General features: G+C 69.9%; 23 protein-coding genes. 15 read left to right on the forward strand and 8 right to left on the reverse strand.

Annotated features, from left to right (window positions below):
* The first annotated feature begins 223 nt into the window (after nucleotides 1-223).
* A complete protein-coding gene (locus AB0J09_RS01955) occupies nucleotides 224-2,170 on the forward strand; it encodes a thioredoxin domain-containing protein (RefSeq protein ID WP_360683526.1) in 1,947 nt (648 codons plus the stop codon).
* A gap of 46 nt (nucleotides 2,171-2,216) precedes the next feature.
* Here AB0J09_RS01955 and AB0J09_RS01960 read toward each other — a convergent pair whose 3' ends face one another.
* Together AB0J09_RS01960 and AB0J09_RS01965 are read right to left on the reverse strand one after the other, a co-directional pair.
* The gene (locus tag AB0J09_RS01960) at nucleotides 2,217-4,262 is read right to left on the reverse strand and encodes a transglycosylase domain-containing protein (protein ID WP_360683529.1); all 2,046 of its coding nucleotides are present in this window, start codon (nucleotides 4,260-4,262) and stop codon (nucleotides 2,217-2,219) included.
* Between the two features lie 233 nt (nucleotides 4,263-4,495).
* The gene (locus AB0J09_RS01965) at nucleotides 4,496-4,969 is read right to left on the reverse strand and encodes an Lrp/AsnC family transcriptional regulator (RefSeq protein ID WP_360683532.1); all 474 of its coding nucleotides are present in this window, start codon (nucleotides 4,967-4,969) and stop codon (nucleotides 4,496-4,498) included.
* Between the two features lie 103 nt (nucleotides 4,970-5,072).
* Here AB0J09_RS01965 and hppD point away from each other — a divergent pair, with 103 nt between their 5' ends.
* The 5 genes from hppD to AB0J09_RS01990 all read left to right on the forward strand — a co-directional run bounded on the left by hppD (nucleotide 5,073) and on the right by AB0J09_RS01990 (nucleotide 9,480).
* Nucleotides 5,073-6,182 carry a 4-hydroxyphenylpyruvate dioxygenase gene (gene hppD, locus AB0J09_RS01970; protein WP_360683535.1) on the forward strand — a complete coding sequence of 370 codons (1,110 nt, stop codon included), beginning with the start codon at nucleotides 5,073-5,075 and terminating at the stop codon, nucleotides 6,180-6,182.
* Between the two features lie 34 nt (nucleotides 6,183-6,216).
* Nucleotides 6,217-6,657 carry an RDD family protein gene (locus tag AB0J09_RS01975; RefSeq protein WP_360683538.1) on the forward strand — a complete coding sequence of 147 codons (441 nt, stop codon included), beginning with the start codon at nucleotides 6,217-6,219 and terminating at the stop codon, nucleotides 6,655-6,657.
* 46 nt (nucleotides 6,658-6,703) lie between these two features.
* A complete protein-coding gene (locus AB0J09_RS01980; RefSeq protein WP_360683541.1) occupies nucleotides 6,704-8,131 on the forward strand; it encodes a M1 family metallopeptidase in 1,428 nt (475 codons plus the stop codon).
* 72 nt (nucleotides 8,132-8,203) lie between these two features.
* Nucleotides 8,204-8,794 (forward strand): RNA polymerase sigma factor, encoded by a 591-nt coding sequence (locus AB0J09_RS01985; RefSeq protein ID WP_360683544.1) that lies wholly within the window; start codon nucleotides 8,204-8,206, stop codon nucleotides 8,792-8,794.
* Complete coding sequence (locus AB0J09_RS01990; RefSeq protein WP_360683547.1) at nucleotides 8,791-9,480, forward strand: hypothetical protein; 690 nt, start codon at nucleotides 8,791-8,793, stop codon at nucleotides 9,478-9,480. Before AB0J09_RS01985 ends, AB0J09_RS01990 begins: the two co-directional genes overlap by 4 nt.
* Here the strand turns inward: AB0J09_RS01990 and AB0J09_RS01995 are convergent.
* Together AB0J09_RS01995 and AB0J09_RS02000 are read right to left on the reverse strand one after the other, a co-directional pair.
* On the reverse strand, nucleotides 9,398-10,198 hold the full coding sequence (locus AB0J09_RS01995) for an ROK family protein (protein ID WP_360683550.1): 801 nt from the start codon (nucleotides 10,196-10,198) through the stop codon (nucleotides 9,398-9,400). The genes AB0J09_RS01990 and AB0J09_RS01995 overlap by 83 nt on opposite strands.
* Nucleotides 10,199-10,356: 158 nt before the next feature.
* Nucleotides 10,357-11,526, reverse strand: coding sequence for an FIST N-terminal domain-containing protein (locus tag AB0J09_RS02000; RefSeq protein WP_360683655.1), 1,170 nt, complete (start codon nucleotides 11,524-11,526; stop codon nucleotides 10,357-10,359).
* A 171-nt stretch (nucleotides 11,527-11,697) separates the two neighbouring features.
* Here AB0J09_RS02000 and AB0J09_RS02005 point away from each other — a divergent pair, with 171 nt between their 5' ends.
* The 6 genes from AB0J09_RS02005 to AB0J09_RS02030 all read left to right on the forward strand — a co-directional run bounded on the left by AB0J09_RS02005 (nucleotide 11,698) and on the right by AB0J09_RS02030 (nucleotide 17,166).
* Nucleotides 11,698-13,089: a sigma 54-interacting transcriptional regulator gene (locus tag AB0J09_RS02005; protein ID WP_360683553.1), complete on the forward strand. Its 1,392-nt coding sequence runs from the start codon at nucleotides 11,698-11,700 to the stop codon at nucleotides 13,087-13,089.
* A 61-nt stretch (nucleotides 13,090-13,150) separates the two neighbouring features.
* A complete protein-coding gene (locus tag AB0J09_RS02010; RefSeq protein WP_360683556.1) occupies nucleotides 13,151-13,891 on the forward strand; it encodes a hypothetical protein in 741 nt (246 codons plus the stop codon).
* A gap of 66 nt (nucleotides 13,892-13,957) precedes the next feature.
* A complete protein-coding gene (locus AB0J09_RS02015) occupies nucleotides 13,958-15,925 on the forward strand; it encodes a hypothetical protein (protein ID WP_360683658.1) in 1,968 nt (655 codons plus the stop codon).
* A 32-nt stretch (nucleotides 15,926-15,957) separates the two neighbouring features.
* Nucleotides 15,958-16,428: a GNAT family N-acetyltransferase gene (locus tag AB0J09_RS02020; RefSeq protein ID WP_360683559.1), complete on the forward strand. Its 471-nt coding sequence runs from the start codon at nucleotides 15,958-15,960 to the stop codon at nucleotides 16,426-16,428.
* Nucleotides 16,429-16,552: 124 nt separating this feature from the next.
* The gene (locus tag AB0J09_RS02025) at nucleotides 16,553-16,759 is read left to right on the forward strand and encodes a hypothetical protein (RefSeq protein WP_360683562.1); all 207 of its coding nucleotides are present in this window, start codon (nucleotides 16,553-16,555) and stop codon (nucleotides 16,757-16,759) included.
* Nucleotides 16,756-17,166, forward strand: a complete 411-nt coding sequence (locus AB0J09_RS02030) for a DUF1232 domain-containing protein (protein WP_360683565.1) — start codon at nucleotides 16,756-16,758, stop codon at nucleotides 17,164-17,166. The genes AB0J09_RS02025 and AB0J09_RS02030 overlap by 4 nt, the downstream gene beginning before the upstream one ends.
* 180 nt (nucleotides 17,167-17,346) lie before the next feature.
* Here the strand turns inward: AB0J09_RS02030 and AB0J09_RS02035 are convergent, their stop codons facing one another.
* Nucleotides 17,347-17,757, reverse strand: a complete 411-nt coding sequence (locus AB0J09_RS02035) for a RidA family protein (RefSeq protein WP_360683568.1) — start codon at nucleotides 17,755-17,757, stop codon at nucleotides 17,347-17,349.
* Nucleotides 17,758-17,948: 191 nt separating this feature from the next.
* A complete protein-coding gene (locus AB0J09_RS02040; protein WP_360683571.1) occupies nucleotides 17,949-18,371 on the reverse strand; it encodes a DUF6292 family protein in 423 nt (140 codons plus the stop codon).
* A 138-nt stretch (nucleotides 18,372-18,509) separates the two neighbouring features.
* Here AB0J09_RS02040 and AB0J09_RS02045 point away from each other — a divergent pair, with 138 nt between their 5' ends.
* A complete protein-coding gene (locus AB0J09_RS02045; protein ID WP_360683574.1) occupies nucleotides 18,510-18,635 on the forward strand; it encodes a hypothetical protein in 126 nt (41 codons plus the stop codon).
* 10 nt (nucleotides 18,636-18,645) lie between these two features.
* Complete coding sequence (locus AB0J09_RS02050) at nucleotides 18,646-19,080, forward strand: hypothetical protein (protein WP_360683577.1); 435 nt, start codon at nucleotides 18,646-18,648, stop codon at nucleotides 19,078-19,080.
* A gap of 27 nt (nucleotides 19,081-19,107) precedes the next feature.
* Here the strand turns inward: AB0J09_RS02050 and AB0J09_RS02055 are convergent, their stop codons facing one another.
* A complete protein-coding gene (locus AB0J09_RS02055) occupies nucleotides 19,108-20,247 on the reverse strand; it encodes a cystathionine gamma-synthase (protein WP_360683580.1) in 1,140 nt (379 codons plus the stop codon).
* 123 nt (nucleotides 20,248-20,370) lie between these two features.
* The gene (locus tag AB0J09_RS02060) at nucleotides 20,371-20,559 is read right to left on the reverse strand and encodes a hypothetical protein (protein WP_360683583.1); all 189 of its coding nucleotides are present in this window, start codon (nucleotides 20,557-20,559) and stop codon (nucleotides 20,371-20,373) included.
* 137 nt (nucleotides 20,560-20,696) lie between these two features.
* Here AB0J09_RS02060 and AB0J09_RS02065 point away from each other — a divergent pair, with 137 nt between their 5' ends.
* A complete protein-coding gene (locus tag AB0J09_RS02065) occupies nucleotides 20,697-21,839 on the forward strand; it encodes a histidine kinase (protein WP_360683586.1) in 1,143 nt (380 codons plus the stop codon).
* Nucleotides 21,840-22,074 lie beyond the last annotated feature (235 nt).

A 22,074-nucleotide genomic window follows, 5' to 3' on the forward strand; every position in this document is an offset into this window, starting at 1 on the left:
GGCGCCTGTGAGCGGGTGGGTGGCGACACACGGCTCAAAGGTGCACGTGAGGGCCGCGGGCCGCCGTTGGGGCTGCCGCCTGCGCGCGTGTCGCGACGGCCCCCGACACGTGCGGCCCGTGGCCGGTGCGGCGCCCTCGGGTAGGTGGGAACGTGGTCGGCGGGGAGGTGGCGGCCGAGGGGTAGGGGCCGGGGGCGGAATAGGCTGATCAGTGGAGGTCCTGATGAACCGCTTGAAAGACGCCACAAGCCCTTACCTGCTCCAGCACGCGGACAACCCCGTGGACTGGCACCCCTGGGGCGAGGAGGCGTTCACGGAGGCCAGGCAGCGGGACGTGCCGGTGCTCATCAGCGTCGGCTACTCAGCGTGCCACTGGTGTCACGTCATGGCGCATGAGAGCTTCGAGGACGCCGCAACCGCACGTCTCATGAACGAGCACTTCGTCAACATCAAGGTCGACCGCGAGGAGCGGCCGGACGTGGACGCCGTCTACATGGGCGCCACGCAGGCCATGACGCGCCAGGGCGGCTGGCCGATGACCGTGTTCGCGACGCCCGAGGGCCACCCGTTCTACTGCGGCACCTACTTCCCGCGCCCCAACTTCCAGCGCCTGCTCACCGAGGTGCACAACGTGTGGGTCGGCGACCGGGAGATGGTGCTGACACAGGGCGCCAAGGTGGTGGAGGCGCTCAACGCGGGCACGACACTGCCCAGCGGCGCCGTCCCCAACGAGGAGACGCTGGCGCGGGCCGTACAGAATCTGCGCGAGGAGTTCGATCCGGCGCACGGTGGGTTCGGCAGGGCGCCGAAGTTCCCGCCGTCCATGGTGCTGGAGTTCCTGCTGCGCTCGGGTGAGCGCGAGATGAGCGGCGAGACGCTCGGGGCGATGGCCCGCGGCGGCATGTACGACCAGCTCGGCGGCGGATTCGCGCGCTACAGCGTGGACGCGGAATGGGTCGTGCCGCACTTCGAGAAGATGCTCTACGACAACGCGCTCCTGCTGCGCGTCTACACGCACTGGTGGAAGGCGGGCGGCGGCGAGCTGGCGCGGCGCGTGGCGCTGGAGACGGCCGATTGGATGCTGCGCGAGATGCGCACGAAGGAAGGCGGGTTCGCCTCGGCGCTCGACGCCGACAGCGAGGGTGTGGAGGGCAAGTTCTACGTCTGGACGCCCGAAGAGCTGCGCGAGGTGCTCGGTGAGGACGACGCGCGCTGGGCGCAGGAGCTCTTCGAGGTGACCGGCACGTTCGAGCACGGCACGTCCGTGCTGCAGCTCCCGCGCGACCCCGACGACCCCGTACGCTACGCCGGCGTCCGGGGGCGGCTGCTCGCCGCCAGGGACCAGCGGGTACGCCCCGGCCGCGACGACAAGGTCGTGGCCTCGTGGAACGGCCTGGCCATCGCGGCGCTGGCAGAGACCGGCGCGGTGTTCGAGCGGCCCGATCTCGTGGAGGCCGCCACGGCCGCGGCCGAGTTGCTCGCGAGCACGCATGTGGTGGACGGCAGGCTGCTGCGTACGTCCAAGGACGGCAGGGCCGGGACGAACGCCGGGGTGCTCGACGACTACGCCAACGTGGCCGAGGGCCTGATCTCCCTGTACGGCGTGACCGGCGAGACCAGGTGGCTGCGGCTCGCGGGATCCCTGCTGGACACCGTGCTCGACAGGTTCGCCGACGGCGCGGGCGGCTTCTACGACACGGCGGACGACGCCGAGCGGCTCTTCCAGCGGCCGCAGGACCCCACGGACAACGCCACCCCGTCGGGCCAGTACGGGGCCGCGGGCGCGCTGCTCTCCTACGGCGCCCTGACCGGCTCCACGCGGCACAGGGAGATCGCCCACGCCGCGCTCGGCACCGTGTCAGTGCTGGCCACGGGGCACGCCAGGTTCGCCGGGTGGGGGCTGTCCGTGGCGCGGGCGGCGCTGGACGGGCCCGTGGAGGTCGCCGTGGTCGGCCCGGCCGACGACCCGCGTACGGTGGCGCTGCACAGGCAGGCGCTGCTGGCCGACGCGCCAGGGCTGGTGGTCGCCCTCGGCCCCGGCGACTTCCCCGAGCTGCTGGAGGGGCGCGGGCTCGTCGGCGGGGCGCCCGCCGCCTACGTGTGCAGGGGATTCACCTGCCGCATGCCCGTGACCACGGTCGAGGAGCTCCGCGCCGAGCTGGGCGGGTGAGCGCGGGCGGACTCCCGAGGACCCGCGCCACGCCTTCAGCCGCGCGCTAGCCGGTCCGCAGGCGGCCCGTGTTGTTGGGATCGCCACCCGTGTCGGGCCCCGTCGTGGGCTGGCTGGGAGCCTGCGTGGCCGGCGGGTCCGTGATCGTGGGCTGCCGGTCCTGCTGCCCGTTCTGCCCGTCGTTGTTGCTCGGCTGATCGGTCACCGGCGGGTCCGTGATCGTGGGCTCGGTGGAGCTGGGATCGGGGGTGCTGTTCCAGTCGTTGGGGTTCGTCGGAGGCGTGTAGTCCTGCTGGGGATCGTTCTGGTACCGATCGGGCGTCGAGTAGTCGGGCCCCCAGCCGTAGTCCGACGGCTGCGGGAACTCCTCCACCGGCTTGCCCGCCATGGCCTCGGTCATGAACGCCCGCCAGATCTGCGCCGGCAGCTGGCCGCCGAACTGCGTGCCGTACCCGGGGATCGTGACGGTGGCGTTGTCGTCCCTGAACATGTCGACCGCGACGGCGAGCTGCGGCGTGAACCCGTTGAACCAGACCGACTTCGACTCGTCGGTGGTGCCCGTCTTGCCGGCCACCGGGCGGTCGTAGAGGCGGGCGGCGGTGCCGGTGCCGTACTTGACGACCTGCTGCATCGCGTACGTCGTGTCCGCGGCGGCCTGTTCGCTGACCACCCTCGTCGCGACCGGCTCGATGTCCTGCTTCTTACCGTCCGCGTCGGTGACCGACTTCACCACGTGGGCCTCCATGTGCACGCCCTTGTTGGCGAAGGAGGAGAAGCCCGAGGCGTTCTGGACGGCGCTGACCGAGGAGACGCCGAGCGGGAAGGACGCGTAGCTCTGCTGCTTCTCGATCTGCGCCTTGGGGATGCCCGCCTTCTCGGCGACGGCGGAGACCTTGTCCAGGCCGACTTTCTGGCCGAGGTCCACGAACGCGGTGTTGACCGAGTTCTGGGTGGCCTGCACCAGGTTGATCTCGCCGTACGAGCGGTCACTGTCGTTGGGGATCGGCTTCGGGTCCGACGCCACGCGCATCGGCGAGTTGCCGTTGACCCTGGTGGACAGGTCGAAGCCGTTCTCGAGCGCCGCCGCCAGCGTGTACGGCTTGAAGGTCGACCCGGCCTGGACCTTGGCCGAGAACGCGCTGTCGTACTGCGACTGCGTGGGACGGCCCCCGTAGAACGCGACGATCTCGCCGGTGGCGGGATCGACGGCCGCGAGCCCCGTGAAGACCTTCTTGGGCGTGGCGTCCGGCAGCACGTCCTTGACGGCCTGCTGGGCCGCCTGCATGAGCTTCTTGTCGAACGTGGTGACGATCTTCAGGCCGCCGCCGTTGATGTCCTCGTCGGTGTAGCCGCGACGGTTGAGCTCCGCCGTCACCTGCTCCAGCATGTACTGGGCCTGGCCCTTGAGCTCGAACGGCTTCTTCGGGGCCGTGAGCCGGGGGAAGCGCTGGGCGGCGACCTGCTCGGGCGTCAGCGCGCCGGTCTGGCCCATCGCGTCGATCACCGACTGCCAGCGCTGCTCGGCCGCCTGGAGGTCGGCGCCCTTGGGGTCGGCGAACCTGCTGGGCTGCTGGATCACCGCCGCGAGGTACGCGCCCTCGGCCACGCTGAGCTGGCCGACGTCCTTGCCGAAGTAGGCACGGGCGGCCGACTGGACGCCGTTGGCGCCGCGGCCGAAGTAGATCGTGTTGAGGTACTGCCCGAGCACCCAGTCCTTCGACTTGGACTGGTCGACCTTTATCGCGATGAGGATCTCTTTGAACTTCCGGGTGACGGAACGTTCCTGGCTGAGGCCGCTGTAGTAGTTGCGCACGAGCTGCTGGGTGATCGTCGAGCCGCCCTGGAGCTGCTGCCCGCTGACGGTGGACCAGACGGCCCGCGCGGTGCCCTTGACCGAGACGCCGCCGTCCTCGTAGAAGGAGCGGTTCTCCGCCGCGATGACCGCGTCGCGCACGTGCTGGGGCACCTTGGCCAGCTCGACGTTCTTGCGGTCGATGCCCTGCCGGGCGAGCACGGTCTTGCCGTCGCGGTAATAGATCACCGAACCCTGCGCGGTGGCCTGCTTCTGCGTGGAATCGGGAATCGGGGTCATCGCCCACGCGACCGCGAAAAGCCCGACCAGTACGAGGATTCCTGCGCCGAATGAAATCAGTAGAAGTCGGAGAACTCGCCGCTTTCGCATCCCGTTACCACCATCACTCCGCACCTCGACCCCCTCGCCAAGCATCACCCAACTCAACCGCAGAACAACCCGCAAGCTGGGCGAATGCCAAGGGTAAACGATCGATATCGGTGCCCCGTCCCAAAGCGATAGTACGGCCCGCGCTAGCCCCTGCGCGGGACATCGGCGACCAACGGCAGAACTCGGTATGGAACGGGTGTGTCGAGGGCGATGATCGAATTAGTCCTGAGCACGCCCTGAACATCCACGATCCGGTCAATAACCCGCTGCAGATCGGCATTCGTCCGCGCGACCACGCGGCAGAGCAGGTCGCTGTCGCCGGTGATCGTGTGCACCTCCAGCACCTCGGGGATCGCGGCCAGCCGGTCGGCCACCGGATCGTGCCCGGCGACCTGCCTGATCTCCATGCTGACGAACGCGGTGACACCGTAGCCGAGGGCCTCAGGCGACACGTCGGGCCCGAACCCGGTGATCACGTCCCTGGCGATCAGCCGGTCGAGCCTGGCCTGCACGGTGCCACGGGCCACGCCGAGCCGGCGTGAGCATTCGAGCACGCCCAGGCGGGGCTCCTCCGCCAGGAGGGCGATCAGCCGGGCGTCAAGGTCATCGATCGTCATACTGTACAGATTTACCCGATATTTCGCGGAGAAGCTAGGCAGGTTGTCCACCGATTCAAGTAACTGTTGCGCAGCTCGCCCAGGAAAATCGACAGTTGGACTTATGAATGATGCTTTTCCGGTCAACGGGATGGACGCCGTCGTGTTCGCCGTGGGCAACGCCAAGCAGGCGGCCCACTATTACTCGACCGCGTTCGGTATGAGGTTGGTGGCCTACCGCGGGCCCGAGAACGGCAGCCGGGACGAGGCCGCGTACGTGCTGGTCTCGGGCGGCGCCACCTTCGAGTTCCGTGCTCCGCTCCGCCCGGGCACGGACCTGGCCAGGCACGTCGCCGAGCACGGTGACGGGGTGATCGACCTGGCCATCGCGGTGCCCGACGTCGAGGCGGGGTACGCGTACGCGGTCGCCCACGGGGCCAGAGGGCTGGTGGAGCCGTACACGATGGAGGACGAGCACGGAAAGGTGCAGCTCGCGGCCATCGCCACCTACGGCGAGACCCGGCACACACTGGTCGACAGGTCCAACTACGGCGGGCGCTACCTGCCCGGATACGTGGCCGCCGAGCCGCTGGTCGCGCCCCCCGAGACGAAGAACGGGCGGCTTTTCCAGGCGATCGACCACTGCGTCGGCAACGTCGAGCTGGGCAAGATGAACGAGTGGGTGGAGTTCTACCGGAAGGTGATGGGCTTCACGAACATGGCGGAGTTCGTCGGCGACGACATCGCCACCGAGTACTCGGCGCTCATGTCCAAGGTCGTGGCGGACGGCTCCCGCAAGGTCAAGTTCCCCCTGAACGAGCCGGCCGTAAGCCGCAGGAAGTCGCAGATCGACGAGTTCCTGGAGTTCTACGGCGGGCCGGGAGTCCAGCACATCGCGCTGGCCACCAACGACATCCTCACCACGGTCGACCGCATGCGGGCGGCCGGCGTCCAGTTCCTGGAGACGCCTGACTCGTACTACGACGACCCCGAACTGCGGGCGCGCATCGGGAATGTGCGGGCGCCGATCGAGGAGCTGAAGAAGCGGAAGATCCTCGTGGACCGCGACGAGGACGGCTACCTGCTGCAGATCTTCACCAAGCCGGTGCAGGACAGGCCCACCGTGTTCTTCGAGCTGATCGAGCGGCACGGGTCGCTCGGGTTCGGAAAGGGCAACTTCAAGGCGCTGTTCGAGGCGATCGAGCGCGAGCAGGAACGGAGGGGCAACCTTTAGTTTGCCCCGACTTAGTGGTGGTCATCAGGACATCATGGGATCACCACCGGGGCTGGCGGGACGCTGGCGACGCTTGTTCGCCGGCGTCCTCGACTGGTTCATCGTCAACGTCATCTCCGTCCCCTTCGACTGGCAGAGCTGGACGTACGTCTGGGACCCCGGCAGAGGCGCGTGGGACCGCTATCCGGTGCAGCACACCTTCCTGGCCGGGCTCGTGGCCTTCCTGTACTTCTGGCTGCTGCACGCCTTCTGGAACGGCCAGACCCTGGGCAAGAGGCTGTTCGGCATGCGAGTCGTGCAGGAGAACGGCGCCGGGATCACTGTGATGCAGGCCGCGGTGAGGCAGGCCGTGGAGTCCGCGCTCGCCTGGGTCTGCTGCGTCGGCCTGCTGCTGGACCTCAGCTGGATCCTCTTCGACCCCCGTAAACAGGCCCTGCACGACAAGGCGGCCAGGACGGTCGTCGTCAACGCCTAACCCAGCGTAAGCTGCAGGTCACAGTTTGAAGGGGGATCGTAAGCCGATGGGTTCCAACATGCGCTGGGTGGCGCTGCTGCTGGCCGCGCTGATCAGCGTGCTGGGCTGCGCGCCCGTGGACAAGCCACCGTCGCTGGCCGACCACCGGCTCGACGACCCGCCGCTCACCGGACCCCGGCCGGGCGCGGTCGGCATCGGCGACCCCGACTTCCCCGCTGACGGCAACGGCGGCTACGACGTCTCCCACTACGACCTGGCCATCGACTACGTGCCGCTGACCAAGCAGCTCCAGGGGACGACCAAGATCCAGGCCGCCGCCACCCAGGATCTGTCCAGCTTCGACCTCGACCTCCACGGGCTGACCGTGAGCAAGGTCACCGTCGACAACTCCACCGCGGCGTTCCGGCGCCAGGGCGACGAGCTGACCGTGACGCCTGCCGAGCCGATCGACAACAAGTCCCGCTTCACCGTCAAGGTCGTCTACTCAGGGCAGCCCCAGCCGATCAAGGACAGCGCCAACCTGGGCACGTTCGGGTTCGTCGCGACCCCCGACGGCGCGTTCGTCGCCTCCGAGCCCGACGGCTCCAAGACCTGGTTCCCCAACAACGATCACCCGTCCGACAAGGCCACGTACGACTTCACGATCACCGTTCCCGCCGGGGTGACCGCCCTGGCCAACGGCGAGCAAGTCGGGCGGCCCACGACCGCCCAGGGCAAGACCACCTTCCGGTGGCGCGAGCGGCATCCGATGGCGAGCTACCTGGCGACGGCCACGATGGGCAAGTTCGACCTGCGCGAGGGCCGCACGCCCGCCGGCATCCCCGAGACCGCCGCCGTCGACCCCAAGTTCAAGACCTCGCTCGACAAGCTCTTCAGGCTCTCCGGCGAGATCACCGACTACTGGTCCACGGTCTTCGGGCCCTACCCGTTCTCCTCGACCGGGGGCATCATCGACGACTACGCCGCCGGTTACGCGCTGGAAAACCAGACCAAGCCGCTTTACGGGGGCTTCTCCCCCGGTCAGGACATCATCGCCCACGAGCTGGCCCACCAGTGGTTCGGCGACAGCCTGACCATCAAGCGCTGGAGGGAGCTCTGGCTCAACGAGGGCTTCGCCACGTACGCGGAGTGGCTCTGGTCGGAGCACAAGAGCGGGAAGACCGCCGACGCCATCTTCAACGAGCTCCACGCCCGCCCGGCCAGCGACCCGATATGGACCTACCCGCCGGGGCGCGCCAGACCCGACGACCTGTTCGGCACGTCGGTCTACGTTCGCGGCGCCATGACGCTGCAGGCCCTGCGCAGGGCCATCGGCGACGCCACGTTCTTCAAGCTGCTCAAGACGTGGACCGCCGACCACCGCTACGGTCTCGTCACGACGGACGAGTTCATCCGCCTCGCCGAGCAGCTGTCCGGCAAAGACCTCCACCCGCTCTTCGACGCCTGGCTCTTCCAACCGACCCGCCCTGCCTGAGCCGCACGGAAACGCTTCTCGTCGCTCAGTCCAAGTACGGATGTAAGGCGAACGACGAAGGGAGCGAGGCCAGTGCGCCTCAACGAAGACCCTGCGGCCTTTGAGGCCTTCTATCGCCGCCACGTCGATGCCGTCATGAGATTCGTGGTCCGGCGGGTGAGCGACCCTCACCTCGCCGCCGACCTGACGTCGGACATCTTCCTGGCGGTCCTGGACTCGGCACATACCTACGTGCCCGGCCGGGGCAGCGAGATCGCCTGGCTGTACGGCGTCGCGCGCAACGTCGTGTCCGCCCAGTATCGCAAGGCGGCCAGGGAGGCGCGGGCAACCGACCGCGTCGCCGGCCGCCGGCTGATGGACGATGACGATCTCGTCAGGATGGAGGAGCGGATCGACGCCGAGCGCCAGATGCGCAGCGCCCTGGGTGCCATGCACGACCTGCCAGAGGGCGAGCGCGCGGTGCTGGAGCTCGTGGCGATCGACCAGCTCACCGTCACCGAGGCCGCCACGGCCCTGGGCATCAGGCAGGTGACCGCACGAGTCAGATTGCACCGGGCGAGACGGGCCCTTGAACACGTCGCTGAGATGGATGTCTTCAGCCCGCCGGGCGGAGCTAGGCCAGAAAGCGCGCCGGCACCCGTGTACGTGGAAGGACAGGCATGAGCAACTTCGAAGAGCGCCTTCTCGGTGCACTCAAGGAAGAGATCACGACGCGGAAGGCGGAGGACGGGATGACGACGACTGTGACACCGGTTGAGCGCGGCTCGAGGCGGCGCTTCGTGGGGCTGTCGGCCGCGGTGGCGGGGGTCGCGGCCGCCGGCACCGCAGTGCTGCTGCTGACCGGGCTCACCAGCAGCCCGGCGTACGCGGTCACCAAGGGCGCCGACGGGGCGGTCAGCGTTCAGATCAACGAGTTCAGCGACCCGGACGGGCTGGCCGCGGAGCTGGCCAAGGCCGGGGTCAAGGCGGTCGTGGACTACCTGCCCGAGGGGCAGACGTGCAAGGAGCCGCGTGGCGAGCGCGGGACCGGCACGGGGAAGTTCTCGGCGAGCGTCGGCAAGTCGACCAACGGGATCACCTTCAAGATCGAGAAGGGGCAGGTGCCGGCGGATGAGACGCTGGTCCTGGCCGTCTCGAAGAGCAAGGACGGCGACGACAAGCCGCCCTTCGCGACCTCGCTCCAGATCGTCAAGGGGACGGTCGCGCCCTGCGAGGCCACCCCGATGCCCGCTCCCGGCGCTGGCGGCGACAAGGCCGGCTCCGGCTTCACGGACGACGGCGGGGCCAGGCTGGACACCAAGACCGAAGGCACGGACCAGGGCCCCAGCCTCCACACCGAAACCGAGTAACCCACCTCCCGGGTCGGCGCATCGCCAGCCGCGCCACCGGATCCCCAGCCAGCGCGTCCGCCGCCAGCGCCCGCGCGGTGACCGCCCGATCCTCCCGATACGCCTCCCCAGCGCCCCCGACCCGCACCACCGCGCGGTCGGACCCAGTGGACGCGCCGTCGGGCGCACTGAGCGCGGCGCCGGGGGCACAGGCCCGCACGAGTCCGGGCCTACCATCCCCAGCCCGTGCGGTGGTCCTGGGCTGGGCGGTGCCGGGGATCCAGCCCTGGTCCAGGGCCCAGGCGGTCAGGGCGGGGCCGCGGGCGACGGCCTCCAGGCAGCCGTGGCCGCCGCAGCCGCACCGCGGACCGCCGTCGGGTTCGACGATCACGTGACCGATGTGCCCGGCGTTGCCCGTCCTGCCGTTGACCAGCCGGCCGTTCAGGATCAGGCCGCCGCCCACACCGGTGGACACCACCATGCCCAGCATGTCCGCCGCGCCCCGCCCGGCGCCCTTCCAGTGCTCGGCCACGGCCAGGCAGACGGCGTCGTTGTGGAGCCGTACCGGCATGCCGGGGAAGCGGGCGGCCAGCCGGGCGCGCAGCGGGAAGCCGCGCCAGCCGGGGATGTTCAGCGGCGAGACCTCACCGTCAGGCCAGGTCATGGGCCCGCCGCAGCCCACACCCACGCCCTCGACGCCCCCTTCGACGACCTCCGAGAGCGGCTCCACGAGGTCCACGAGCGTCTTCCACAGGGTCGAAGCGTCCGCGGCCCTGCGGCGTGGCGACCCGGACGGACCTGGTCACCGTGCCGTCGCGGGCGACCAGCCCGGCGGCCATCTTGGTACCGCCGACGTCGATCGCGAGGATCACGGACGGCCTGCCGTACCGGAAGAGCTCATGGACCGGCGCTGGAGAACACCAGGACGGACGCCGTGAACCCGTGCACATGGTTGTGGCCCGAGACCGGGCCGACCTCACCGGCGGCGAAGAAGCCGGCCATGCCGATGGGCCCCAGCGTGTCGCGCAGGGCGACCGGGTCGTGGTCCGCCGTGCCGAACATGGCCGAGCCGCGGCCGTTGCACGAGAACAGCAGCGCCCCGTCCACCCTGCCGAGCTGCTCCCGATGGGCGTCGAGCAGGTCGTACAGGTCCTCGTCGGCAGTGGCCGCGTCGCGCACCTGGAAGCGCACGGTCCTGCCGATCTCCACGATGTCGCCGATGGCCACGGCCTCGCGCTCCGGGTCGATGCCGATGACTCCCCTGATGAGGAAGTCGCCGCGCTCGTGGCGCTCGGCGTACTCGTTCATGGCCAAGCCGATCTGCAGGCCGGAGGCGACCAGCTCGCGGTCGTCCTCGTCCAGCTCGCTGACGATGTCCTCCAGCCGGGCCAGCGCCGGCTGACCGGCCAGCTCGAGCAGCAGATTGTCCTCCGACGCGGTGACGACCATGCTGGGGCCGATCGGGCGGCAGCCCTGGCTCACCACGGTGCTGATCTTGACCGGGCCGCTGATCAGGACGCCGATCGCGCCCTCGGTGTAGATCTCGCCGTCGGCGAACAGCCGTACGGAGCCCCGGCCCTGCAGCCCGTTGGCCAGCCCGCCGATCAGCGGCAGGTCGCCGAGCACATCGACCGAGCGCTCCACGAAGGCGTCGGTCGGGAAGGTGTACGGGTCAGCCAGCAGGATCGCCACATGATCGTCCCCACCCCGCTCGGGCAGCCCGACCACCACGAACCTGTCCTCGGCCGTCAGCGTCTCCAGCGCGAAGGTCGTCAGCCTCGCGCCGTCCAAGGTCGCCGCCCACGCGCTCACGGCAGGCGTCAGCTCGACTCCTTGTCCGTCGCCGATCACTCCCGTAGCGCTGCATCCGATCACGTGCGCGTCAGGTGCGAGCTTCATCGCGGCCTCACCGGCCCGCGCGACGGTCTCTGGATCGTCGCCGCAAATGAAGAAGCAGACCAAGTCGGCTCGGCCGCTGAGCCTCGACAGTGCCCGGCCGACGGCGGTCTCCGCGGCCTCCACCAGGTCGGAACCCACGGCGAGGCCGTCGGCGAAGCGGCTCGTCATCAAGGCCATGGGTCTCGCCTCCCTCGACATGTCAAAGTTCCCTAGGCCGCATTCTCCCCACTAAAGGGACAAGCACGCACACGAACCGTCACTCAATGGTCGAGATCCGAAATCTCCGCCAGATGCGAAACTCTCTGCCGCATTGCTCGCGGGGGACGTAGTCTCGATCCCGTGCATCAGCCACGTATTCTCCGCGAGTTGCGAGAGAGCGGCCACGTTCATCGCACCGTCAAAGCCGAAGTCCGGGAAAACCTGCTGGCCAAGCTGCGGGCGGGCGAGCCCCGCTTCCCCGGCATCGTGGGCTTCGACGACTCCGTACTACCGCATCTGGAGCGCGCGCTGCTCGCCGGGCACGACCTGGTGCTCCTCGGCGAGCGCGGCCAGGGCAAGACCCGGCTCATCCGCACCATCACGGGCCTGCTGGACGAATGGACCCCGGTCGTCGAAGGTTGCGAGATCAACGACCATCCGTACGCGCCGGCCTGCACGCGCTGCCAGGCCCTGGCGCGGGAGCTGGGTGACGAGCTGCCGGTCGCGTGGAAGCACCGCGACGAGCGCTACGGCGAGAAGCTCGCCACGCCCGACACCTCCGTGGGCGACCTGATCGGCGACGTCGACCCGATCAAGATCGCGGAAGGGCGCACGCTCGGCGACCCCGAGACCGTCCACTACGGCCTGGTCCCGCGCACCAACCGCGGCGTCTTCTCCGTCAACGAGCTGCCCGACCTGGCCGAGCGGATCCAGGTGTCGCTGCTCAACGTGCTGGAGGAGCGCGACATCCAGGTGCGCGGCTACAACCTGCGGCTCCCGCTCGACATCCTGCTCATCGCCAGCGCCAACCCCGAGGACTACACCAACAGGGGCCGGATCATCACCCCGCTGAAGGACCGCTTCGGCGCGGAGATCCGCACCCACTACCCCCTGACGGTGGAGGACGAGCTCACGCTCATCCGCCAGGAGTCCATGCCGGACATCGGCGCCGACGTCCCCGAGCACCTCATCGAGGTGATCGCCAGGTTCACCCGGCTGGTACGCGAGTCCACGGCCGTCGACGCCCGCTCCGGCGTGTCGGCGCGCTTCTCGATCGCGGCCGCCGAGACCGCCGCCGCCTCGGCCGTGCGCAGAGCCGCGATCACGAGCGAGGAGCGGGCCGTCACGCGCGTGATCGACCTGGCCTCCGTGGTCCACAGCCTGCGGGGCAAGGTGGAGTTCGAGGTCAGCGAGGAGGGCAGGGAGACCGAGATCCTCGCCCACCTGCTGCGCAGGGCCACAGCCGAGACGTTCAGGACCCGCCTGGGCGGCATGGACCTGTCCACGATCATCGACAAGTTCTCCGAGGGCACCCAGGTGGAGTCGGGCGAGCTGGTCCCCGCGGGCGAGCTCCTGCACCGGATGGGTCCCGTCCCCGGGCTGGCCAAGGTCATGTCCCGTCTCGGCATGGGAGCGGGCGAGGAGTCGCCCGGGCACGCGGCGGCGGCCCTGGAGTTCGCGTTGGAGGGGCTTTACCTCATGCGGCGCCTCTCCAAGGAGGACCTTGACGGAGTCTCCGTCTATCGCACGTGAACATCATGGCGGTCTTCCGCGTCATAGTGGATAGCTGATCTCGCCGACGAGGAGACCGCCCATGCGTTTGCTTGCCTGTGCCGCCGCTCTCGCCATGGGATTCTTCGCCGTGCCTGCTTCCGCGCAGGCCGGCAAGGTCGTGTACGGGTACGCGTGGGCCGACGGCAACGGCCACCTGCGAATCGTGCCCAAGTCGGCCACCTTCGTGCGGAAGGACGGCTTTCTGGGCTACCGGCTCAAGACGGTGACGGGTGCCAAGGAAGTGCGGCTGGACTACACCCACGCGTCCTACGGCCGCGTCACGGTGGCCTGCGACCTGAAGGAGACCGAGGGCCAGGTGGCCCTCGACGCCAAGGGGCTGGGCCGCACGGCCTGTGAGCCCGGTGATCTGGACGCCGCGCTGAGGCGCGGTCCCGTCCCGCTACGCGTCGAGTACCAGGGCTCCGGCGCCGTCAAGATCAACGAGTTCCTGGTCACGGAGTGGCCCGGCTCGCGTACTGCCCGTGGCACCATCAAGCGCGTCAACGACACCACCGTCCTGTTCGCGTCCGGCGGAAAACAGGTCAAGCTCGGATACACGTACGCCACGTCCTTCCACCGCACCACGGCGCGGTGCCGGGACGCGTGGCTGGCGGGCGAGCCGGTCAACGCCGACAAGCACGGGCTCGGCAAGAAGTCGTGCACCTCGGCTGACCTGACCAAAGCGCTCAAAGCGGCGAAGCACCCCGTACTCGTGACGATCGACTACACGCCCGGAGTCGGCGGCGTGAACGAGGTGTGGGAGGTCTTCGGGGACGCGTAGCCGGACCCGCGCAGAAGGCTTCCGGGGGACGCATAACCGGGCGGATCGGGTTAGCGTGGGTGCGTGATGGCCTTTCGCTATGGCGAGTACCACGACGGCCCCGACCCCCTCGCCCCGCCCTACGACGTGCGGGCGGCCCTCGACGAGATGGGCGACGCGATCCTCTCCGGCTCGACGCCGGTCCACGCCCTGCGCGACCTGCTCAAGCGCGGGCTCCCCGGCGCGCAGGACCGCCGCGGGCTCGACGACATGCTCAGGGAGGTACGCCGGCGCCGGCGCGACCTGCGCGAGCGCGGGCGGCTCGACGGCACCCTCGAAAAGGCGCGGGCGCTGCTCGACAAGGCCATCGGGCAGGAGCGGGCCGAGCTGTTCCCCGACCCGTCCGACGACGCGCGGCTGCGGGAGACCGGGCTCGACGCGCTGCCCGATGACACGGCCAGCGCGATCCAGGAGCTGAGCACGTACGACTGGCGCTCCTCAGCGGCGCGCCAGACGTTCGAGGAGCTGCGGGACCTGCTGCGGAGGGAGGTCCTGGACAGCCAGTTCAGGGGCCTGCGGGACGCCCTCGCCAACCCGGATCCCGAGGCGATGGAACGCGTCCGGCAGATGATGTCGGACCTGAACGACATGCTGGACAACGACGCCCGCGGCCAGCACACCCAGGCGGATTTTGACGCCTTCATGGGGAAATATGGCGATTTGTTCCCCGAAAAGCCTCGCAACCTGGAAGAGCTCGTCGACATCCTGGCCCGCCGCGCCGCCGCCACGCAGCGCATGCTGGCCTCGATGACCCCGCGCCAGCGCGAGGAGCTCGCCAACCTGATCAACCAGACCCTCGACCAGGCCGGTCTCTCCGACGAGATGCGCCGCCTCGGCGAGGCCCTCTACGCCCGCCGCCCCGACCTGGCCTGGAACGCCCCGGAGCGCCTCACCGGCGAAGAGCCCCTGGCCATGGGCGACGCCGTCACGGCCCTGGAGGAGCTGGCCGACCTCACCCAGCTGGAGACCGCCCTGCGCCAGGACTACCCGGGCGCGCGACTGGACGACATCGACGAGGCCGCCGTGCGCCGCGCGCTCGGCCGCTCGGCCGTGGACGACCTGGAGGCGCTCAAGCGCATCGAGCGGGAGCTGGAGGAGCAGGGCTACCTCCTGCGCCGCCGCGGCAAGCTGGAGCTCACCCCCAAGGCGGTCCGCCGCCTGGGCGAGACGGCGCTGCGCCGCGTGTTCTCCTCGCTCGACGCGGGCCGCCGCGGCGACCACGACCAGCACGACGCGGGCTCGGCGGGAGAGCTCACGGGCTCGTCCCGGCCGTGGCGCTTCGGCGACGAGCAGCCCATCGACGTGGTCCGCACGCTGGTGAACGGCGTCCGCAGCGGCGGCATCACTCCCCGGGACGGCGCGGGGACGACGGCCGTACGGTTGTCCGTGGACGACTTCGAGGTGTCCGAGACCGAGCGTCGCACCGCCGCGGCCGTCTGCCTCCTGGTGGACCTGTCGTACTCGATGGCCCTGCGCGGCACATGGGCCGCGGCCAAGCAGACGGCCCTCGCGCTCCAGGCCCTGGTGGCGTCCAAGTTCCCGCAGGACGCCGTCCAGATCATCGGCTTCTCCAACTACGCCAGGGTCCTGCAGCCGGACGAGCTGGCGGGCCTCGACTGGGACATGGTCCAGGGCACCAACCTGCACCACGCCCTCCTGATCGCCGGCCGCCACCTCGACCGCCATCCCGACTTCGAGCCGGTGGTGCTGGTGGTCACGGACGGCGAGCCCACAGCCCACCTCATGCGCAACGGCAGGTCGGCGTTCGAGTGGCCGCCCTCGCACGAGACCCTGGAGCTCACGCTGTCCGAGGTCGACAAGATGACCCGCCGCCGGGCCACGATCAACATCTTCATGCTGGCGGCGGACGACCGGTTGAAGGAGTTCGTGGACGAGGTGGCCCGCAGGAACGGGGGCCGCGTCTTCTCGCCGAGCGCCGAGCGCCTGGGCGAGTACGTGGTCAGCGACTTCCTCCGCCTCCGCCGCGCCCGCTGAATTGTCGGCGGCGTTTGGCAGGCTTGCTTGGCATGAGCGATGACGTACGGCTCCGTGACGTGGTGGAGGCCGATTTGGAGGTGTTCCTGAGGCAGGAGCACGACCCGGAGGCGGTCCGGAGGTCGAAGTTCCGCCCCCGGCCGCGGGAGGCGTTCCTCCACCACTGGACCACCCGGATCCTCGGCGACCCCACCGTGTTCGTGCAGGCGGTCACGGTGGACGGCGATCTGGCCGGAAACATCGTGGCCTGGTGGGAAGCGGACAGACGCTTCATCGGCTACTGGTTCGGCCGCGAGTTCTGGGGCCGCGGCATCGGCACCCGCGCCTTGGGGCTCTTCCTGCTGCAGGAGAAGGCCCGCCCCCTCTACGCCGACCCCTTTGAGGAAAACACCGGATCGGTCCGGCTCCTGGAGAGGCACGGCTTCCAGCGGTCGGGGACGGTGCGGCACGGCGAGGACGAGCACATCATGCTCGTCCTCCACCGCCAGGCACAGCCCACCTAGACCCGCGACACCGAAGGACCCGCCCGTGGCCCCACTCACCCAACGCCCGCCTTGCCCAAGAGCGTCTCCCCTTGCTCAGCTGAGCAGCACCGCGCACGGGTCGCGCCGGCCCACCGGGCGCCCGTTGGCGGCCACGACGGCGGCCCCGCTGACAAGCGCCGGTCGTGCGAACCGCGACTACTTCGCCGCCCCGGCCGGAGCCCAGGCGCGGGCCGCCGCCGCGGACCTCGCAGCGTTCGAGCAGGCCGCCCTCGCCGCCGAGGCCCCCGACGCACCCCTCAGCCAAGCCGCAACCGTGGTCACGGAAGCGCGTGAGAGCGGGCAGGCATGACCGGCTCGTGGGGCTGGGACCTGCTGATCGGGCTGGCGGTCGCGCTGCTCGTCTCCTGGGCGGCGTTGATCGCCGCGCTGGCGATCGTACGGCCGCGCGGCGGCATGCTGCGCGAGGCGCTGCGCCTCCTCCCCGACGTGCTGCGCCTGGTGCGCCGCCTGGCCGCCGACCCCAGCCTGCCCCGCGGCGTGCGCGTACGGCTCGGGCTGCTGCTGGCTTACCTGGCCATCCCCATCGACCTGATCCCCGACTTCATCCCGGTCCTCGGTTACGCCGACGACGCCATCATCGTCACCGCGGTGCTGCGCTCGGTCGTACGACGCTCCGGGATCGACGCGGTACGCCGCCACTGGCCCGGCACCGACGACGGCTTCGCCGCGCTGTGCCGCCTGACCGGCCTGAAATGACCTCTTCATGGCCCCCTGCGCCCCGACGGCTACCCGTCCTGGGCTTGCCGGCCTCCATCGTGATGCCCCCGAGGAGCATCACCATGTGGCGCCACGCCACGGCCACCGCGATCAGACCCAAGCGAAGATCAACGCCCGAAGTCCGCAGTGAGCCCCAGCCCAGCGGGCTTCGTTTCTCGGTCAGTCGGAAAGTGCCGCCGTGAGATCCACCTCGACGAGCTGCCCCTCGAAGCCGAGCTGCGCGACGCCCAGGAGAGTGCTGGCGGTGGTGAAGGCCGGTGCGAGGGCCGAGCCCATGAGGCGGCGCCACGCGGCGGCCAGCACCCCGGTGTCGTCGCTGACCACGTAGATCACCGAGCGGACGACGTGCTCAGGCCGGGCACCGATCGCGGCCAGCGCGGTGAGGGCGTTGGCCACGACCTGGTCGATCTGTGCGTCGAGGTCACCGGGGCCGACCAGAGCGCCCGTGTGATCGAGCGGGCACTGACCGGCGAGGAAAGCCATCCGGCCGGATTCGACGATGGTGATGTGGCGATACCCGGGCGTCTTGTGCAATTGGTCCGGGTTTATTCGCGTGACCTTGGCGTTCATGTCGCTGAGTCTGGCGAGTCCGCAGATCGGTTCGCACCTGTATTTCGCCACTTCGGCGCGCCTCATCGCTCAGTCGGCCGACCACCGAGGGTCCGGGAGTGCGGGGCTCCCGTAAGGCCAGTCCGTAGCCGAGCCGCGCGAAGCGCGTCCACCGTGGAGGCCCATGCAGTCGGGCCCGGCGTTCGGTGGGTTCAGGCGCCGATGAGGCGGGAGTAGAAGGCGAGGGCCACGTCGAAGCCGTCGCGGCAGTTGCGGTGGGAGCGGTAGCAGGGGCGCCAGGCCGAGCTGGCGCCGACTCCGGCCCTCGCGTCGTTGAGGGCCGAGGGTACGCGTTCCGGTTTGGGGAGGAGGCCGTGGCCAAGGTAGCGGATGCCGTTCAGCTCGGTGTGGCTGCCGCGACCGCCCGAGACGAACGCGCCCAGGCGCCAGCCGCTCTCCTCGTCCCACACCAGGGCGGTCCCGTCGGCGAGCCGGAGCGTGGCGTCGCGCGGGTCGCTGGGGCCCTCCCACCAGTCCGCCACCTCAGGTCCGAGTTCGTCGATGACCTGCCGTACATAACTGGCCGGCTGCTGCAGCCACTCCTCGGTGTACGGCGCGACGTGCCTGATGGCCACGGATGGCACCCCCTTGTGCCCTAACGGCGAAAGAAAAAGACAGTGAGCAACCTTACCCGCGCCGAACTTATTCCGTTGCGCCGACGTCTAGTCATTACGGACGATATTTACGTCTGACACGGGGAAGGAGGGGTGCCCATGATAGCCACGGTTCTGCTGATCGTCCTGATGGTCGTCGCCGTCGCGACCACAGAGCTGATCATGCGGTGCTCCGAGAAGAGCAAAGAGAGTGTCGAGTCCCCCACCGAGATCACCGGCGACTAGTCTCAGCGGCATGTCGTCCCTGCTTCTCTGGCTGCACATCGGATTCGCGATCTTCACGATCGGCCCGGTCACCGCCGCGACGATGGCCGCGCCGCGCGTCATCCGCAACAAGAACGTGCCCACGCTGCAGTACATCCAGCGCATGACGAGGATCTACAGCCTCGGCACCCTGGGCGTGTTCGTGTTCGGGCTGGCGCTCGGCGCGGTGATCGGCGACGGGCTCCTCGGCAGGTGGTACATGACGGCTTCGATGACGCTGTTCATCGTGGCCGCGGTGCTGCTCGTCATCATCGACCGCGACCTGCGCACCGCCGTCCGGGCGCTCTCGAGCGAGAGCGCCGAGGACGACGCGAAGGTGCAGAACGGGCGGATCGCCGCGATCAGTGGGCTCTTGTCCGTGATCTGGCTGGTGATCCTTTTCCTGATGGTGGTCCCGACCGGCTGAGCATCCTCACACGCAAAGGCCGGGGGCTTACGCGAGCGCCTGCGTGAGGTCCGCGAGCAGGTCGTCGATGGTCTCGATGCCCACCGACAGCCGCACCAGATCGCTGGGCACCTCCAAGGGCGACCCGGCCGCCGAGGCGTGCGTCATCCTGCCCGGATGCTCGATCAGCGACTCCACTCCGCCCAGCGACTCGCCAAGCGTGAAGAGCTTCGCCCGGTTGCACACCTCCACGGCCTCCGCCTCGCCCCCGGCGACGCGGAACGACACCATGCCCCCGAACCGCCTCATCTGCTTGGCCGCCACCTCGTGCCCCGTGTGCTCGGCCAGCCCCGGGTAGAGCACCTCGGTCACCCGAGGGTGCGCCAGCAGCAGGTCGACGACGCGCTCGGCGTTGTCGCAGTGGCGGTCCATGCGTACGCCGAGCGTCTTGAGCCCGCGCAGCGTCAGCCACGCGTCGAACGGCCCCGCCACCGCCCCCATCGCGTTCTGGTGGTAGGCCAGCTCCTCCCCCAGCCCGCGATCGTTCGTGATCAGCGCCCCGCCGACCACGTCGGAGTGCCCGCCCACGTACTTGGTGGTCGAGTGGACGACCACATCCGCCCCTAGCAGCAGTGGCTGCTGCAGGTACGGCGACGCGAACGTGTTGTCGACGACCAGCAGCGACCCGTTGTCGTGGGCCAGCTGTGCCAGCGCGGCGATGTCGGCGATGCCGAGCAGCGGGTTGGTGGGCGTCTCGACCCACACGATCTTCGTCTTCTGCGTCATCGCCCCCGCCACGGCGTCGAGGTCGTGCAGCGGGACCGGGTCGTAGTGCAGGTCCCAGCGCTCCTGGACCTTGGCGAACAGCCGGAACGTCCCGCCGTACGCGTCGTTCGGGATGATGACGTGGTCCTGCGGCTTGCACACCGCGCGCAGCAGGGTGTCCTCGGCGGCCAGCCCCGAGGCGAACGCCAGCCCGCGCACGCCGCCCTCCACCGCCGCCAGCGCCTCTTCGAGCGCCGTCCTGGTGGGGTTGGCCGAGCGGCTGTACTCATATCCGGAACGCAGGCCCCCCACACCGTCCTGCTTGTACGTGGACGTCGCGTAGATCGGCGGCACGACCGCACCCGTTACCGGGTCGGGCTCCTGACCTGCGTGGATGGCCAGCGTCTCAAAACCGTTGCTCATATAGGCCACGTTAATGGACGTCGGCCCGCGATCCGTCCCCTCCGGATCGCGGGCCGCTCGCGGGGTGCCGTCCCCCAACGGCCCCGCGATGGCTCGCGCACCATGCCCGCGCGAGCCAGGTCGTCAGGCCGCCTGCGGCTCGTTGTGGTCCGGGCGGCGCTCGAGCCGTACGACATCCGCCTCGACGAACCGGCCGCTGCCGCCCTCCGCGGCGTCCCCGTTGATGCGGGAGAGCAGCACTGGGTCGGCCAGCGCGAGCAGCACTCCGACCAGCAGCCCGACACCCAGCAGCACGAACCCGATGGCAACCATTTCCTGTCCCCTTCCGACACATCCAGCATCGGCGACGCCCCCTGGCCGCCGCCTCCGCTGAAGGGTTGGTCTCTGGCGACCCGGCTCGGCCGAACGGTCGATACGAGATGTCCGACTTCCGGCCTAGGCTCAGGGCCGTGGGGGACACCAAGCGCATCGTGTACTGGATCCGCCGGCTGAGCGAGATCGCGATGATCGGCTGGCTGGCCATGATGCTGCTGCTCGACCTCGTGCTGGCCGTCGGCATCGGGAGCTTCCAGTGGCTGGTGCCCTTCTGCGGCGCGTGCGGGATCGCGGCCGTGGTGCTGCGGCGCAGGTACCGGATCGAAGGGTTCAGCGCCATGCTGGCCCTGTCTTTCGGCACGTCGATCGTGATCGGGGGCACCGGGCTCGCGGGCGCGCCCGGCATGGCGGAGACAGGGTCGCTGCTCATCCTGCTCATCGGCGTGCTGCGGCACGTGGAGCCGGTCCGGCGGGCGGCGGTGCTCGCGTGCGTGGGGCTGATCGTGCTGATGGCCGAGGCCGTCGGCCGCGAATACCACAACGCGGGGCTGGCGTTCTCGTTCCTGCTGTTCGCGGGGTGGTCGACGGCGGCGGGGATCGGCGGCTACCTCCGCTTCCAGCAGGAGCGCCGCGCGGAGGCCGTCCATTCGGTACGGCGGGCCGAACGGCTCGAGCTGGCCAGGGAGCTGCACGACCTGGTCGCCCACTACATCACGGGCATCGTGGTCCAGGCCCAGGCCGCGCGAACGGTCGCCGAGACCAGCCCGGAGGCGGTCGCGCCCGCGCTCGACGCCATCGCCACAGCCGGTTCGGAGGCGCTGACCTCGATGCGGCGCATGGTCACGGTGCTGCGTACCGAGGACGACGCGGCCCGCAAGCCCGGCATCACGCTGGCCGACCTGCGGATACTGACCGACCGGTTCTCCGCTGACGGGCCGAAGGTGGCGTTCGAGATCGGGCAGGGGCTGGACGATCACACGCTGCCGCCGGAGGTCATGACCACCCTGCACCGGGTGCTCCAGGAGGCGCTGACGAACGTGCGCAAGCACGCCTCCCACACCGCCTGGGTCGAATCGGACTTGCGGCGCCACGAGCAGACGGTGGTGCTGCGGGTGCGGAACTTCGGGGCCGCGTCAGATCCGCGGGTCTCCCGCCTCGGTGGCGGGTTCGGGCTGGTCGGGATGGCCGAGCGGGTGGAGGCGCTGGGCGGCAGGCTCTACGCGGGCCCCTCCGCCCAGGGCGCCTGGGAAGTGGTCGCCGAGTTCCCCCTCCCTTAGAGCCTGCTCGAAGCCCTCGTCGCCCAGGACGTTGCGCAACCTCTGGCCGATCCGCTCCACATCCAGCCGCTCGCCCGGCGGCAGGGGCGCCCCGACCGCGTCCCGGATGGCCGCGGCCGCCCCGATCAGCCTGGCCGCCACCACGGCGCCGCCACCTTGTGAGCGCGGGCCGGGCTCGTCACCGTTAACGGATGTCTCCAGCGACAGGGCCCCGGCCAGGCCCTCGAGTGCCAGC

This window comes from Nonomuraea sp. NPDC049784 (assembly GCF_040659615.1).
Taxonomy (GTDB): Bacteria; Actinomycetota; Actinomycetes; order Streptosporangiales; family Streptosporangiaceae; genus Nonomuraea.